16 protein-coding genes are annotated in these 15,933 nt (G+C 54.8%); 9 read left to right on the top strand and 7 right to left on the bottom strand.

Features of this window, described 5'->3' with window-relative positions; genetic code table 11:
- Positions 1-60 precede the first annotated feature (60 nt).
- The 3 genes from OAN307_RS23865 to OAN307_RS23855 all read right to left on the bottom strand — a co-directional run bounded on the left by OAN307_RS23865 (position 61) and on the right by OAN307_RS23855 (position 3,219).
- Entirely contained in the window at positions 61-324 is a 264-nt protein-coding gene (locus OAN307_RS23865) for a hypothetical protein (protein ID WP_144055681.1), read from the bottom strand.
- Between the two features lie 112 nt (positions 325-436).
- Positions 437-1,099 carry a YjbF family lipoprotein gene (locus OAN307_RS25620; RefSeq protein WP_051068092.1) on the bottom strand — a complete coding sequence of 221 codons (663 nt, stop codon included), beginning with the start codon at positions 1,097-1,099 and terminating at the stop codon, positions 437-439.
- Positions 1,096-3,219, bottom strand: a complete 2,124-nt coding sequence (locus OAN307_RS23855) for a YjbH domain-containing protein (protein ID WP_015501964.1) — start codon at positions 3,217-3,219, stop codon at positions 1,096-1,098. The genes OAN307_RS25620 and OAN307_RS23855 overlap by 4 nt, the downstream gene beginning before the upstream one ends.
- Positions 3,220-3,344: 125 nt before the next feature.
- Here OAN307_RS23855 and OAN307_RS23850 point away from each other — a divergent pair, with 125 nt between their 5' ends.
- The 4 genes from OAN307_RS23850 (at position 3,345) to OAN307_RS23835 (ending at position 7,270) form a co-directional block, all read left to right on the top strand.
- Positions 3,345-4,211, top strand: a complete 867-nt coding sequence (locus OAN307_RS23850; protein WP_144055680.1) for an NAD-dependent epimerase/dehydratase family protein — start codon at positions 3,345-3,347, stop codon at positions 4,209-4,211.
- Positions 4,208-4,813, top strand: a complete 606-nt coding sequence (locus OAN307_RS23845) for a sugar transferase (RefSeq protein ID WP_015501962.1) — start codon at positions 4,208-4,210, stop codon at positions 4,811-4,813. The genes OAN307_RS23850 and OAN307_RS23845 overlap by 4 nt, the downstream gene beginning before the upstream one ends.
- A 100-nt stretch (positions 4,814-4,913) precedes the next feature.
- Entirely contained in the window at positions 4,914-6,251 is a 1,338-nt protein-coding gene (locus OAN307_RS23840; protein WP_015501961.1) for a UDP-glucose dehydrogenase family protein, read from the top strand.
- Positions 6,251-7,270, top strand: a complete 1,020-nt coding sequence (locus OAN307_RS23835; protein ID WP_015501960.1) for an NAD-dependent epimerase/dehydratase family protein — start codon at positions 6,251-6,253, stop codon at positions 7,268-7,270. The genes OAN307_RS23840 and OAN307_RS23835 overlap by 1 nt, the downstream gene beginning before the upstream one ends.
- A 17-nt stretch (positions 7,271-7,287) precedes the next feature.
- Here OAN307_RS23835 and OAN307_RS23830 read toward each other — a convergent pair whose 3' ends face one another.
- The 4 genes from OAN307_RS23830 to OAN307_RS23815 all read right to left on the bottom strand — a co-directional run bounded on the left by OAN307_RS23830 (position 7,288) and on the right by OAN307_RS23815 (position 10,166).
- A complete protein-coding gene (locus OAN307_RS23830) occupies positions 7,288-8,463 on the bottom strand; it encodes a TIGR03862 family flavoprotein (RefSeq protein ID WP_015501959.1) in 1,176 nt (391 codons plus the stop codon).
- Entirely contained in the window at positions 8,460-8,744 is a 285-nt protein-coding gene (locus tag OAN307_RS31575) for a hypothetical protein (RefSeq protein WP_408634922.1), read from the bottom strand. Before OAN307_RS31575 ends, OAN307_RS23830 begins: the two co-directional genes overlap by 4 nt.
- A gap of 70 nt (positions 8,745-8,814) precedes the next feature.
- Positions 8,815-9,420 (bottom strand): enoyl-CoA hydratase/isomerase family protein, encoded by a 606-nt coding sequence (locus tag OAN307_RS23820; RefSeq protein WP_015501957.1) that lies wholly within the window; start codon positions 9,418-9,420, stop codon positions 8,815-8,817.
- The gene (locus OAN307_RS23815) at positions 9,417-10,166 is read right to left on the bottom strand and encodes an SDR family oxidoreductase (protein ID WP_015501956.1); all 750 of its coding nucleotides are present in this window, start codon (positions 10,164-10,166) and stop codon (positions 9,417-9,419) included. The genes OAN307_RS23820 and OAN307_RS23815 overlap by 4 nt, the downstream gene beginning before the upstream one ends.
- Before the next feature lie 127 nt (positions 10,167-10,293).
- On the opposite strand from OAN307_RS23815, the gene OAN307_RS23810 reads away from it, so the two are divergent.
- From OAN307_RS23810 to OAN307_RS23790, 5 genes are all read left to right on the top strand, one after another.
- On the top strand, positions 10,294-11,799 hold the full coding sequence (locus OAN307_RS23810; RefSeq protein ID WP_015501955.1) for a DUF2125 domain-containing protein: 1,506 nt from the start codon (positions 10,294-10,296) through the stop codon (positions 11,797-11,799).
- A gap of 69 nt (positions 11,800-11,868) precedes the next feature.
- On the top strand, positions 11,869-13,371 hold the full coding sequence (locus tag OAN307_RS23805; protein ID WP_015501954.1) for a DUF2125 domain-containing protein: 1,503 nt from the start codon (positions 11,869-11,871) through the stop codon (positions 13,369-13,371).
- Positions 13,372-13,476: 105 nt separating this feature from the next.
- Positions 13,477-14,823, top strand: coding sequence for a TldD/PmbA family protein (locus OAN307_RS23800; RefSeq protein ID WP_015501953.1), 1,347 nt, complete (start codon positions 13,477-13,479; stop codon positions 14,821-14,823).
- Complete coding sequence (locus OAN307_RS23795; protein WP_015501952.1) at positions 14,810-15,595, top strand: 3'(2'),5'-bisphosphate nucleotidase CysQ; 786 nt, start codon at positions 14,810-14,812, stop codon at positions 15,593-15,595. The genes OAN307_RS23800 and OAN307_RS23795 overlap by 14 nt, the downstream gene beginning before the upstream one ends.
- Positions 15,596-15,684: 89 nt before the next feature.
- On the top strand, positions 15,685-15,927 hold the full coding sequence (locus OAN307_RS23790; RefSeq protein WP_015501951.1) for a DUF4170 domain-containing protein: 243 nt from the start codon (positions 15,685-15,687) through the stop codon (positions 15,925-15,927).
- The last annotated feature ends 6 nt before the right edge of the window (positions 15,928-15,933 follow it).

The raw sequence follows: 15,933 nt of genomic DNA, 5'->3' as shown, positions 1-15,933 counted from the left end.
GAATTAAAAAAGGCAGGCGCTAGGACTGCCTTTTTTAAACTTCTCGTCTTATTGATCGGCTTAGGTGCCGCCAGATCCACCACCAGATCCACCACCAGTTTTATCGCTGGACCCTAAACCTGTAAGTAACCCAACAAGTACAGTGCCCGCTACAAATGGGCCTGCTCCCAAGGAACCAAGCAGAGGCGCAGAGCCAGTTGCTGGTAATGGCAGTGGAATCGCAATTACGTCGTCAGACGTGCCTGCATCGCTAGATTCACCAGCAATCGCGGCGGTAGATACACAAGCAGCGGTCGCCGCTGCTACAATAGTAATGAATTTCATACTAGTTCTCCAAAAAAATAAATTCTTTAACATAGTAAAAAGTGTATTTTTGTCAACGGTATATTTGCAAAATTTCGAAAACTTGGCAAGCTGCGCAAATTTGTCGCTCAATTCACAAAAGTTGATAACCAATAAAGCCTAACCCTGGTGAAACCCACTGTCGGGACTGCCGGATCAGACCGCTGGAGTCCTGCCAATAAGTATTAGTGTAGGACTCGGATTCCCCTGTACACCGTTCTTCGAAAACCGTCGTCGTGTAACTTCTTTGTACGATTTCGATCGTTTCGCGCCGTGCCTGCGTAGTCTGACACTGAAATCTTAGTCTTTCTATCTGACTGAGACCATTAAGAAAATCGTACGAACGACTGTGGGAAGATGTACCTGACAACCCCGCAAGCGCACCTGAAATATCTGCGCCCATCATATCAAAACCGAACCCGCGTGTCCCAACTAAAAACCCGCGATCAAACGTCATGCTCAGCCCGTCCGCGCTCAGCCACGTGACCTTGGCTCCGTTGACCGCACCTGGATAAATGTACGCCGTAACGTCACGCGATATTACGCTTATCAGCATAAGATCACTGGGATAAGATTCTATCTGTGCGCGCGAAAGGCTGACATCTGCGCCAGCCTGCGTCTCATCACTTGATCCGGTTACAATATCCGACAGCGCCGCAATAGAATCACGGCCGGGGTTTCCCTTTTCAAGCGGGCCACATGCGGACGTCGCTATCAACAATGCAACCAAAACAAATTTTGATGTATAAATAATCATCTCCAGAACCGCCCCCAGTTTTCGGCTAGCTGGCCTCGGTGTCCATCTTCGACCACATCATACAGCCGTCCACCGATCCGCAGCCGCGCGCCGCCATCACGAGACAACGAACTTAGGTTGGTTACTGTTGTTCTGCGAGAGGGTTTGCCAAACAACCAGTCAGAAGGAATTTCGATGCGCATCCCCTTGTCGAACGATCCTTCTCCAAAGTCCTCAAACGACACATCCGTTAAGCTGAAGTACGCACCAACCTTCCAGCCGTTTTCAAATTCACGGTCCAGACTGAACGTCGCGCCCAAATCGCCAGCCAGATAACGACCGATGTCAACTTGTGCTTCAAAGCCATTGTTAAAATCGTAGTAGGCCGAAACATGCCCTGTCACTACGTCGTAGTCACCACCCGATAATAGCGTGCACGCTGGATCAGAACACACCGGACGGAATCCGAAACCAAGATCGTAGTCCCTCAAAAGCGTGTAATTCAGTTCTGCACCCAAGGCCAGTTGGCGGTCGACAGGCTTCCACAGGATTTCACCAGAAACCCCACCAAAATTTCTTTCAAGATAGCCTGCAGAAAATCGGCTATATAGACTGCGCCCAGGTCGCCCGTACCACGTTAAAGATAGGTTCTCGATCCCGTTGCCACTTTCGGCGCCATATCGTTGTCCAGTTCTACGCACATCTGGCAGGGTGGATTTTGAAATCGAACCGACTTCGTTACGGTTGCCCGCAAGCCGTTGACGATAGGCACCAGCCAGCACCAAATTTGGGCGCAATTCGTATTCGAAACTCGCCTCAATCCCGATGTCGCCACGCACAGGTTCGCTCCCATCGAACAGCGACAATTCGAGGTAAGGTGCTATGCCCCACAAGAATGCGGGCGTAGGATCATCCCAGCCAAACGCTGGCGCAGGACCAGCCGCGTCACTAAAACCTGCACGGGCATACGACAATGCTGCGGCATTAGGGGCGTTTTCCAGCACCTCAAGATCACCGCGGCGCAGTGTAACAGCGGAAAGGGCAATGCCTCGTCGGGTTGGCTCAAGTATAAAGGTGTCTACATTTGCGGGGGCAAACTGCGTCAATAAACGTGCGACCCGCCCGACACCCTGAGCTTCGGCACGGTAGTCATTATTCTGATACCGCACGCGCATTGTGCTGCCCGTGATCTCCGCCCCGATCAGGCGGAAGCCAAGCGTGTCCATAATTGGCCCCAAGGCAGCGACACCAGCCGCTTGTACCTGTGGTGTGTCCCAAGACGCAGCTGCCGCCAAACTGGCACCGCGCACGGCGACAGGAATTGGCGCTGTTTCCAATCCACTGGGGAAGTTTGTCGATGTTGGATCAATCATGAATGTCGCTGAAAAACCAATGTCTGTGCCGTACATGTAATACGCGCCCAGCTGGTAAGTGTTGTTAGGCTGCCACGTCAGACCGAAGTTAAGCGGTGATTGGCGGTCAAACCCGACAAGCCTTGTTTCACGGTCATAGTTATCCGACGAATATTCGGCTAACGCTACCCATTCATCATTTATGCGCCATTCGACGCCGCCAAAAAACGCAGCGTCCCCCCGAAAGAACTGCCCCGCAAGGACGGTGCCACCAGTATCAATACTGTCGTCCGGTCGAATTTCAAACCCGTCATCGATAAAACCAAGAGGATTGGTAAATCCGTTCACGGAGCCCAAACGCCCCCAACCCAAACCAGCGGTCGCGCGCACATTCGGGCTTAGGGTTTTTGTCGCGACGACGTATTCACTGCTGTAGCGGCCAGTACCCAGAAAATCGCGCAAACCCACTGCAATAGCGGGGCGATATTCCCCTTCGCTGGCGATTTGATACTGCACATCGAAACTGCGGTCATAGGTATCGATCAACGAGTATCGGAAACTACCTGTGAAACGCGGCAGTACCTGAAACGTAAATGTCGCACGCTGTGTGTCACCAAAGACCGAAACGGTCGCTGAAAGCTCAGCATCTGCTGGTGCTGCGGCAGACGGCATATCGATTATGCCGGGCGTGCCATATAGGGTATAATTTGCCCGCCAATCGTCTTGCGCGTCAGCTGAGGTTGCGGATAACGCAGCAACTATAAAACTGATATTCTTAAAAATTCTCATCGTAAAGACTGTCTGACATTGCAACATACAACACCGCAACCCTATTCTAATCCAACGATGAACTAGCGCGATAGGAGTGTGAGATTTGCCATAACATAGGCCTGCGGGCACAGAAAGGCCTCGGCTTGACCACAACGATCCTCGGCGCAAATGGAAAACTGGGTGCGATGATGGCGCATTTCGCGACGCGTGCGGGCCTAGGATGGCGGACGCAGGCGCGTACAAAAGGCGCTGATGTGCAGTGGTCAGGTGCCTTTGACGATCCGGCGGTCGACCAAATCTTTGCGCAGGGTGCCACGCTGATCAATATGATCGGCTACACCGGACCTGATGAGGCGCTGTTGCACGACACAAACTTTCACTTCGTCAAAGACCTGCTGGCCAATGCAGCAAAGGCGGGTGTCGCGCATGTGGTTCTCGCGTCTTCTGCCGCTGTCTACGGACCGGGCAACGGCACACCTTTTGACGAAAACGATTCCCTACGGCCCATCACGCCTTACGGCGTCAGTAAATCCAAAATGGAAGAGGTTGCGCGCAGTTTTTCCGCCACTTCAGCATCGCCTGCTATAACGATCCTTCGTATTGGGAACATCGTCGGCGCTGATGCTTTGAACGCGGTGGCCAATCGCCACGTCAAGGCATGCAAGCCCATGCCGCTACACCGATTTTCTGATGGCAGTGCAGCGCTACGCTCCTACATCGGGCCACGTGATCTGTTCGACGTTGTGCGCGTATGCTCAAAGCCCCACGAGGGCCTGTCGCGCGTCATAAATGTCGCCCACCCGCAACCTGTAACGCTAGATGCAGTGTTAAGCGCCTATAGAACCCATCAGATACCTGACCTAAAATGGATCAACATGCCCAGCCCTGACGGCATTCCACATCGTGTGACCCTTTCAACACTTAGGGCGCAAAGCCTTGTTGATTTTAGGGAGTATGATAATCCTGCAGACGCAATGGTCCAGCAAATGGCGGAGATTCCAGCACGATGAAACGCGTCTTTGATATCCTCCTCGCCCTTATCGGATTGGTTGTGACCGCACCTCTAACTATTGGGATCACAATCGCCATTTTGTTGCGTGACGGCGGGCCGGTTTTCTATGTGGCTGAGCGGATGAAGACACCCGACCAGCCCTTTAATCTGATCAAGTTTCGCACCATGTCTAATGTGCCACACGACCAAAACGGCGGCGTCACGGGTGGTGATAAATCCAGCCGGATCACCCCGATTGGCCGCAAGCTTCGCCGCTTCCGCCTTGATGAATTGCCGCAATTTATTAACGTACTACGCGGTGACATGGGTTTCGTTGGCCCACGTCCGCCTTTGCGCCAATACACCGCCGCCTTCCCCCGACTTTATGGGAAAGTCCTACAATCCCGTCCCGGTGTCACTGGTCTTGCATCCCTGCATTATCACCGCGTTGAGGAACGCGTTATCGCCAGTGCGACGACGCGGGCGCAGACCGAAGCGATCTACACCACTCGCTGTATCCCGCGCAAAGCCGCGCTAGACCTGATCTATCAGCGCCACGCATCCGTCTGCTTTGATGCCACAATAATCTGGCAAACCTTGCGCCGTGTGTTGAAGCGTTAGAAGCACATCCTGCCTGCACTTTCACGGCGCCTGAAATTTGGGCTGGTCGCTCATCGGCACCCTGCGATATGCAACAGGCAAACAAACATAAGGCTGAGCCATGAAAATTGCAGTGATCGGAACAGGCTATGTGGGCCTTGTGTCAGGTGTGTGTTTCTCCGATTTTGGACACGACGTTGTTTGCGTGGACAAAGACCCCGCCAAGATCTCCAAACTGGAAGCCGGCGAAGTCCCTATCTATGAGCCGGGGCTTGGAGAATTAATGGCCAAAAACGTCGAAGCAGGCCGTCTAACATTCACATTGGATCTGGCATCGGCCATTGACGGCGCGGAGGCGGTGTTCATCGCGGTTGGCACGCCGACCCGTCGCGGTGACGGTCACGCCGATCTGACATTCGTAATGGCCGCTGCCGAAGAAATCGCGCGGGCGGCTAAAAATTACACCGTCATCGTCACCAAATCGACGGTGCCCGTTGGCACCAACCGGAAGGTCAAACAGGTCGTCCACAAGGCCAACCCTGACCTTGATTTCGATGTGGCGTCCAACCCCGAATTCCTGCGCGAGGGGGCTGCGATTGATGATTTCATGCGCCCTGACCGCGTTGTGGTCGGTGTGCAAACCGATCGCGCGGGCGAGATCATGAATGACGTCTATCGCCCACTTTTCCTGCGCGATTTTCCAGTAGTCATCACTGATCTGGAAAGCGCAGAAACGATTAAATACGCGGCCAACGCGTTCCTCGCCACGAAGATTACTTTCATCAACGAAATCGCAGCCCTGTGCGAACGCACTGGTGCAGATATCAAACAGGTCAGCAAGGGCATGGGGCTGGACGGGCGTATCGGTAACAAATTCCTGCACGCAGGGCCAGGCTACGGCGGGTCGTGTTTTCCCAAAGATACCAAAGCACTGGCGCGCATGGGCCAAGAACACGCCGTTCCCATGCAAATCACAGAGGCCGTAATCAAGGTCAATGAAGAGGTTAAGCGTCGGATGGTCGATAAGCTGCTGGACCTGTGTGATGGCAGCTTTAACGGCAAGGTGATCGCGGTGTTGGGCGTTACGTTTAAACCCAATACCGACGACATGCGCGACGCGCCCAGTTTGACAATCATTCCTGCGTTGGTTGGCGGGGGTGCTAAGGTGCGCGTGACTGACCCGCAAGGCCACCACGAAGGTGAGGCCCTGTTGCCCAGCGTGAACTGGGTTGACGATGCCTACAAGGCTGCGCGCAATGCCGATCTCGTAGTGATCCTGACGGAATGGAATGAATTTCGCGGGCTTGATCTGAAACGCTTGGCCAAACATATGGCAACCCCGCGCATGGCCGATCTGCGCAACATCTATTCCAACAGGGACGCAAAACGTGCAGGGTTTGACGCGTACATTTCAATCGGACGGACCCCGTTGAAACCATCTGTTAGCAGAGTCTCCTGATGCCCAAAGCACTTGTCACCGGATCAGCGGGCTTTATCGGCTACCACCTGTGTAAACACCTATTGGCTGCGGGGTTCGACGTCATCGGATTTGACGCCATGACCGACTATTATGACGTGCGTCTAAAGGAACGACGGCAGGCAAACCTGCTGCAATCGAGCGGCTTTCGCGCCGTCAATGATCGCCTAGAAGCAGACGGCGTGCTGATGGACCTCGTCGCGGCTGAACAGCCTGATTTCGTCGTGCATTTGGCGGGTCAGGCAGGTGTGCGTTATTCGATTGTTGAACCACGATCCTATATCGACGCCAACATTATTGGCACATTTAACCTGCTCGAAGCGGTACGTGCGACGCCTGTGAAACACCTTTTGCTGGCGTCCACATCGTCAGCATACGGTGCCAACACTAAAATGCCATACTCTGAGACAGACAAGGCCGACACGCAGATGTCGTTCTATGCCGCGACCAAGAAATCAAACGAGGTGATGGCCCACAGCTATGCCCATCTTTACGATATTCCGACGACGATGTTTCGGTTCTTTACGGTCTACGGTCCGTGGGGTCGCCCCGATATGGCGTTGTTCAAGTTCACGAAGGCCATTCTCAACGGTGATCCGATCGACGTTTACAACCACGGCGATATGAGCCGTGATTTCACCTATGTGACCGACCTCGTGCGCGGCATTCACCTGTTGCTTAATGCCATCCCAGAACGATTGGACGACGTGCCCGCTCCTCAAGTTTTTGATGGCGACAGCCTGTCCCCTGTCGCCCCGCACCGGATCGTCAACATCGGCAATGGTGAACCCGTTCAGTTGATGGCCTTCATCGAAGCGATCGAAGGTGCCTTGGGTCAGCCTGCGGCCAAAAATTTCATGGATATGCAGCCCGGTGACGTGCCTGCAACATGGGCCGATGGCGCATTGTTGCAAAAGTTAACGGGCTACACACCAAAGACGGATGTCACGACCGGCGTCAAAGCTTTCGTCGATTGGTACCGCGACTACTACGACGTATAAACGTGAGCGGGCTAAGGCTAGGACGTCTGGATGCGGCGCGTGGCAGCAAGGCCTGCATGGCGGCCCATCGCAAGGCATGCGGTGATCAGATACCCCCCAGTTGGGGCCTCCCAATCCAGCATTTCACCAACGCAATAGACCCCTAGTCGGGATTTCAGCATCAAATCGTCCGTCAGCGCATCAAACCGCACACCGCCAGCAGTTGATATTGCTTCGTCGATGGGACGTGGCACTAGGGCGGGGAACGGCAGTGCTTTGATCTTTTCAGGTAGGGACAGATTACTGCCGCGGCCAAATTCATTCAGCAGTGCGCGTTTAACGGGGTCCAGCTTCAACGCCTTACGCAGGGTATTTGCAGTGGATTGTTTGCCTTTGGGATCGCGCAATTTTGCTGTAATCTCTTCAACAGACATGTCGGGCAAAAGGTCTAATATCAATTGCGCACCATCGCGAATTGCTGAGGACACGGTATAGATACCACCTCCTTCAATGCCTTTAGCGGAGACCACGAATTCACCCCGTGAGGTCAAGGCGCCTGCACTCATTTCACAACCCTTCACGGCGGCGCCAAAATGCTGCGTCATGTGGTCTGACCACGGGACGGTGAAGCCCACATTGGCAGGCTGGAACGGCGCGACGGCATCCAGTAAATGACCTGCCCATTTCCCGTCCGACCCCAACCGTTTCCAGCTGGCACCACCCATCGCCAGGATCGTGGTTTTTGCAGAAATCGTCGCGGGGCCATCTGGCGTATCAAACGTTGCCACGTCGCCGGTGCCGTCTTTGGCCCAGCCGGTCCAATGCCAACGCGTTTGGACGGTGACACCCTGCTTATTCAGCCGCGCGAGCCATGCGCGCAGCAGTGGCGAGGACTTCATCTTCGTCGGAAAAACGCGGCCAGTAGTGCCTGTAAAGACCGTTTGCCCCAAATCTTCCGCCCATGCGCTCACGTCAGCTGGACCAAAGGCAGACAGGATAGGGTTCAAAGTCGCATTCGACGCGCCATAGGCGGTTTGGAAGGTCGCGAAATCTTCAGCCTTCGTAAGATTCAAGCCAGACTTGCCAGCCATCAGGAACTTGCGCCCAACGGTTGGCATCGCGTCGGTGATTGTAACGCTTTGCCCTGCCGCTGACAGCACGTCTGCCGCCATCAAACCTGCCGGACCACCACCAATTATCAGGGCATCAGTCATTCAGTCACTCCTGCGGGAAAGCCGCCTTTGATTTCGACAACACGTTGCGGGAACGGAATTTCGATGCCCGCATCTTTAAGTGTATTCCAGACTGCGAAACGAACGTGGCTTTGGTACTTGAAGCGTCCATCGTCAATCCCGTTTACCCAGAATTCAAAAATAAAAACCGCGACAAGGTACGCGCCAACCAGCAGCGCAAATTGCACCCAATTTTCAGGATCGATGAGCCAATCAAACGCGACCTCATAGGCGGCGGTCATAAAGCCAAGCGTGGTGTTCAAAAAGCCATCCATACCGCCCACTACACCACGTTTGGCCCCGTGAAAACTGGCACTGTGAAAACGGCCCAGTTCAGCCGATGAGCGCCTTGATAGCCGTGACCTGTGCTGGATCGGCGGCGCGGGCAGGTGCAGTCAGTGTTTGAACATCAGACAAGAGATCTGCAGGACTGATCTGATCGAGAAGACCGAGGGCCAGCGCCTCATCTGCGGTGATCCGCGCACCAGTGAGCAGGATGCGTTTTGCAGCAGATGGGCCGATAAGGTTGCGCAGGCGCGCAGGGTCAGACGGTTGTGGCAGCACGCCCATTTTGATGACGGGGTAAAAGAACCTGGCGGTTGGCACGGCGATGCGCAGATCACAGGCCAAGACCATGCCCAGCGCCCCACCCGCACACGACCCGTTCATCGCCGCAACGCTAAGCCCTGCGAAATTCGCCACGGCAGTCGACAAGCGTTCCCATTCTGGCGATGTCGCGAGGGTGCCGCCCCGCACATCGTCAAGGTCAGCACCCGCGCTAAACACTTTTCCCGCACCCGTAAGAACAAGAACGCGGGCATCTGTCACTGCAATGATGTCAGCCAGTTCAACCAACATCGCTTCAGTGAGCGCATTGGCTTTTTCCGGACGATTGATCGTCATGGTTAGCTGACCGTCTTTGGTGTCAGACCTGATCATATCAGGCCGACACGTTTGCGAATGTCATCTTCACGCAGGGAAATGTCCGAACCACAAAATTCGTCTGCATCCGCGCTGCACATCCAGACCAGCGTTTGCGCGGGCCATTCGGGGGGGATGTGGTCGGACCATTCGAGTTGGCTCACGGGGTTGATGCCGGACGCCTTAATCTCGCGCTGCATGTCTGTCGCGACGGTTCCGGGAGACAGGCCCATGATGCGCAGACCCTTTTCGCGGGCTTCTTTGTCTGCACATCGCGTCAGCATATAGGCCCCCGCTTTGGATGCGCAGTAAGCCGACCAAGCCTCAACAGGACCATGCGCCGCGCCGGATGAAACAGTAATGATGGTGCCTTTGCCGCGCTTGATCATGTCGGGCATAGCTGCACGCATTCCGTTGAAAACGCCTTTCAGGTTCACGTCGATGGTTTTGCCCCATACATCGGGATCGGCATCAGCCAGATGACTGATCGGGTCCAATGACCCCGCATTGCCGATGAACACGTCCAGCGGACCGAACGAGTCTTCAGTCTTTGTAATTGCAGCTACGACGTCACCATACGACGACACATCGCACGAAATTGCGATCGCGTTAGGGCCGATGTCTGCCGCCAATGTTTCGATCTGCGCTGTTGATCGCGCCACCAACGCCACTTTTGCCCCTGCATGGGCGAAAGCCCGCGCACTGGCCGCCCCAATGCCCCGGCTGGCCCCTGTTATCAAAACAACCTTGTCTTTCATGTCCATCTGACACCCTTTCAAAAACCCGCACGTTTGGGGCAGCTTTGCTGCGCACCGTTACGTTTCCTGACCTTGACCGCCGCGCGTAGACTTGAAAAGCTAATACAAGTATTTTTGACAGGAGCAACTTATCATGAAGAGCATTCGTTATTCATCCATTATCGCGGCAATTCTGTGCGGCACAACCGCCTCCGCCGATGTCACGGCCAAGCAGGTTTGGGACAATTGGACCGGCCAGATGGCCGTTTACGGTCAGGGATTCACAACCGGCGGCGAAGAGATGTCCGGCGATACGCTGACGATTTCGGACGTTAAAATCGAAAAGTCGGACGACGAAGCTTCCATAGTGGCCGAGCTTGGAGATATCATCTTGACCGAAAACGGTGACGGTACTGTGAATATCACGATGGCCGCCAGCTACCCGATCACGGTCGATTTGACGCCTGAATACGGCGATCTGGCAACGGTAAATGTGACAGTGTCGCAATCCGACATGGTCTTGAAAGTGTCCGGCGAACCTAACGCGATGATCTATGATATCACCGCCGACAGCTATGGTTTCCGGCTTGATAGCATTGAAGGCGATAAGTCGATGGATGTCGTCGACGTTGCCCTGACCATGCTTGATCTGTCCGGTACCTATTCAGTCAGCGAAGACACTTTGACCCGCATCGCCTATGTGTTCAACGTCGGGGTCTTGGATATCAACGCGCATTTTAACGAGACGGATCAGGGCGGCGTTTTTCAAGCCAATGGCGATATCGCCGACCTTGCGATGTTTGCCAATATTGTCACCCCAATCGACATGGACTTTGATGCCGACATGCCGCCCTTCGTCGATGGTCTGGCAATGGAAGGTGGATATTCATTTGGTGAAACGGCCTATTCATTCGACTTTGACGTTATAGACGACGCGGGCTCCGGTTCTGCCACCATCGATGGTGGCGGTCTTGAGTTTTCATTTGATGTAGACGGGGCAGCCTACCGTGGCGAATCCCGCGGCATTGATATGAACCTGTCGATCCCCAATGAAATTCCTTTCCCGCTACAAGCGTCGTTGGCCAAATACGGGTTCGATATTCTGATCCCGCTGAGCCAAGGTGCCGATGGCCCACGTGATGCGCGATTGGCATTCAACCTGACGGATCTCACGATCGGTGAAACATTGTGGAATATTGGCGATCCGGCAGGGGTTCTGCCTCGTGATCCGATGACCATCGCGCTTTCAGTTGATGCGCAGGTCACGCCGTTCTTTGATTTCCTTGACCCTGCCCAGCAAGAAGCCGTGATGATGTCCGACATTCCCGGTGAGGTTAATGGCGTTCAGATCACTGAACTGACCGTGCGCGGCGCGGGTGCTGAAATTACCGGTGATGGTGCTTTCACTTTTGACAACACTGACCTTGAAACATTCGATGGATTTCCACGCCCCGAAGGTCAGGCCACCTTTGCCATTAATGGCATCAACGGACTTGTCGACAACTTGATCCAGATGGGCCTTATTCCAGAAGATCAGGCGATGATGCCACGGATGATGTTGGGTATGTTCGCGACAACTGTTGGTGATGACATGCTGACCTCAACGATTGAAGTGAACCCCGAAGGCCACGTTCTCGCCAATGGGCAACGGCTTCGCTAGACCTTTATAAAAAATACTTTTGCGGCACCTACATCGTTCAGGCGCCGCATATCTGTTAGGAAACAGACTATGATCTACCGTTTGGCGACAGCTTTTATTACCCTTTCCACCGGCTTCGCGGCACCAGCTTTGGCCGATGTTAATGCCGCTGATTTTTGGTCTAATCAACAAGCGTTTTATGGTGCACTTGGCGCCACATTGAGCGGCGATATGTCCGGCGACCAACTGAACAATCCCGAAATCAACGTGATCCTGCCGCAGGGCATCGTAAGTTTTCAGATCAAGGCCGATAACGTGACAATGACCGATAACAGCGATGGTACGGTCACGATCAATTACCCCTCACCGATGACGATTTCGATTGCAGGCGGTGTCGCGGATGAAGGCGGCTTCAGCGCAACGGCCACAATGACGCACGATGGCTACACCGTCACAGCGTCCGGTGAACCAGGTGACATTTTCTACGAATTCAACGGCCAAAACATGCAACTCGTGATCGGCGACATTTCCGTCGATGGTGCGGAACCCGAAGGCATGAACATCGAGGGTTGGATGACCCTCACGGACTGGATTGGCACGACGCGCGTCACAGAAGGCAACCTGATTACCTATTCTGCTTCCTCCGAGATCGGCACGACAAATGTTGACTTCAGCTTCAGCGCCGACAACGTTTCATCCCAAAGCTCACAAATAACTCTACCGATGACATCTGCCATCGAAATGACACTCCCTTCGGGCGGGTCTGATGTTTTGAACCTGTCCACGGCTTTGCGTGACGGGCTGTCTGTGGTGTTGCAAAGTACTGGCGAAGGCTGTTCATCCAGCGCCGTGACGATGATGGATGGGGCGCTGTTGACCAATCAAACGACATCGACTGGTCCGCAGGATTTCGATCTGACATTCAACGACGACGGCCTCGCGGTGACCGGCAGCGCATCCGACTTTACTATGGTTTTGAACGATCCAATGATGTTTCCTGGTGATCTTGAATTTGGCATCGACGCGATCAGCTTGGACTATGACGTGCCGCTGAATGCATCGGATGCACCGCAAGATTTCCGCGTCGCCACGGGGCTGTCCGGAATCACCATCAGCGATGCGATCTGGGACATGTTTGATCCGTCGAGACATTTGCCCCGCGATACCGCAGAGATTTTGTTCGACGTTACTGGCATGGGCACCAACGGCATGGACCTGCTGAATTTTGAAGCTTTGGCGCAGTTGTTCGGCCCCCCTCCGATCCAGATCGATGAAGTGACCATCGAAAACCTGCGTATTGCTGCAGTCGGCGCAGAGGCGACTGCGACAGGTGCCATAACGTTCGATTGGACTGACTTTCAGACAATCCCAGGCATTGCCCGTCCGGAAGGCGCGGTCACGGTCAACCTGAACGGCGCCAACGCGCTGATGGATACGCTGGTCGCTATGGGTCTGATCCCCGAAGGCGACCTGGTGATGCCACGCATGATGATGGGCATGTTCGCGACCCCCGTCGGTGACGACATGCTGGAAAGCGTGCTTGAAGTGAACAGCGAAGGCCATGTGTTGGCGAACGGTCAGCGCCTGCAATAGCACATGTTTGGGGCGGCTCGCACTTGCAAGGCGCCCCATCTGTGACTAACTCGCCTACGTAGCAAACCCGCCTACGTCGCAAATGTGGCGACCAAAGGAACTTCTATGACAAAGTCGCTTGCCAACCTGACCCACCGATTGATTGATGCCGCCAAATCCGCAGGTGCTGACAGCGCAGACGCTGTGGCCATCGCTGGCACGTCTGCGTCGATTGATGTGCGCAACTCGGTGCTGGAACAGGCCGAACGATCCGAAGGAACGGACATTGGATTGCGCGTTTTTGTGGGCCAAAAGTCCGCCAATGTTTCCGCATCCGACACGTCAGATCGCACCATTGAAGAAATGGCCGCGCGCGCCGTTGCCATGGCAAACGAAGCGCCCGAAGACCCGTACGCTGGAATTGCCGACGCCCCGCAATTGGCCACCGGTATTGACTTTTCGCGACTAGATTTGGTCGACGATGGGCCAGAACCCGATCCCAAATGGCTCGAAGAACAGGCGCGTATTGCGGAGGCCGCAGCGCAGGGCGTTGAAGGTGTTGCACAAGTCCAGTCAACATCGGCGGGATATGGTCGCCGTCAGGTGCATCTTGCGGCTACCAACGGATTTTCCAGCGGCTATGAAAGCACCGGTCATTCGCTAAGTTCAGTCGCCATTTCCGGCAGCGGCACAGGGATGGAACGCGATTACGACTACGACAGCCGCATCCACCATGCCGATATGCGCGACGCTGCTGAAATTGGTCGCATCGCAGGTGAACGCGCCGTTGCGCGGCTCGGAGCACGTAAGCCCAAAACCGGCACCTATGCGGTTCTGTTTGATGAACGCATCGCAAGTTCGCTGATCGGGCATCTGCTGTCTGCCAGCAATGGTGCCATGATTGCGCGCGGTTCATCATGGCTGCGCGAAAAACTGGGCGAACGTGTCTTGCCCGAAGGCATGGACCTGACCGAAACCCCGCACCGCGCTCGCATTTCCGGATCGCGGCTGTTTGACGGCGAAGGCTTACCAACGTCTGAGCGCCGAATCGTTGAAAACGGCGTACTAACAGGCTGGACGCTCGACCTCGCCACGGCACGCAAACTGGGCCTTCAAAGCACTGGAAGTGCATCGCGCGGCACCTCTGGTCCGCCATCACCATCCGTGTCCCACCTGACGCTGACACAAGGCAAACAATCGCCGTCCGAGTTGATCCGCGACATGGGCACTGGCCTGCTGATCACGTCCATGATCGGGTCCACCATCAACCCCAACACGGGCGATTATTCGCGTGGCGCGTCGGGGTTTTGGATCGAAAATGGCGAAATTGCCTATCCCGTCAACGAATGCACAATTGCTGGTAATCTGAACGACATGCTGGCACGGATCATCCCTGCCAACGACGCACGCACGCACATCAGTCGCGTTATTCCAAGCTTGATGATCGATGGAATGACGCTTGCCGGTGCTTAATTCGGGGCAAAAAGACCTCGACCTTTTAATCGATGCAGCGCGGGCTGCGGGCGACATCGCACGCGGATATTTCAACGCTTCACCGGAAGTATGGGAAAAGTCCGGCGGCCAGGGCCCCGTGACCGAAGCTGACCTACGCGTGAACGAACAATTATCGACTGACCTTCAGTCCGCGCGGCCCGACTACGGCTGGTTGTCTGAAGAAACCGAAGACAGCCCAGCGCGGCTTTCAACCAATAATCAGTTCATCATCGACCCGATTGATGGCACGCGCGCTTTCATTGAGGGCAGCAAAGATTGGGCGCATTCGATTGCGATTGCCAAGAATGGTATCGTCACGGCAGCGGTAATTTATCTGCCAATGCGCGACGCAATGTATACGGCTACCTTAGGGAAAGGCGCTGCACTAAACGGCACACCGATCAACGCGCTCCCCGACAAAGCCATAGCGACAGCGACGGTGCTGTCGTCCAAGCTAAACATTGATCCCAAATTTTGGGCAGGCCCGGTGCCACCGTTCAAACGCGCGTTCCGATCTTCATTGGCCTACCGCCTTGCCCTCGTTGCACAGGGACAGTTCGACGGCATGCTTACACTGCGCCCGACGTGGGAATGGGACGTCGCAGCTGGCGCGTTGATCGTGACAGAAGCAGGTGGGGCCGTGAGTGACCAGACTGGCCTAACGCCCGTGTTCAACAACCCGTACCCGCAGATCAACGGCATGATCGCAGCAGGGGGGATTCACCCGAAACTGGTCGCCGCTCTCACCTGAACTGCGTTACCCGTCTTTACCCTAAGCGGCCAACGCCATATAATTTATAAATCAAAATTTGACCCCTGTCTTAAACCTATAGGTGCCCCATGTCCCAGCGTCTTCACCTCGTCTTTGGTGGCGAACTCATCGACCCGACCAAGAACGCATTCAAGAATGTTGATGACATCCATATCGTCGGCATGTTCCCTAATTACGATTCAGCGTTCAACGCGTGGAAGTCAGAAGCACAAAAGACCGTGGACAATGCCCACATGCGCTATTTCATCGCCCACATTCACCGCCTACGCGACGAAAAAGCGGAAGCATCCGCAACCGAAGAACTGGGCTAAGCGCGG

The sequence above is a fragment of the Octadecabacter antarcticus 307 genome (assembly GCF_000155675.2).
GTDB classification, from domain to species: domain Bacteria; phylum Pseudomonadota; class Alphaproteobacteria; order Rhodobacterales; family Rhodobacteraceae; genus Octadecabacter; species Octadecabacter antarcticus.
Note: the sequence above shows the minus strand (reverse complement) of the source record. Positions and strands in the feature narration are given on the sequence as shown.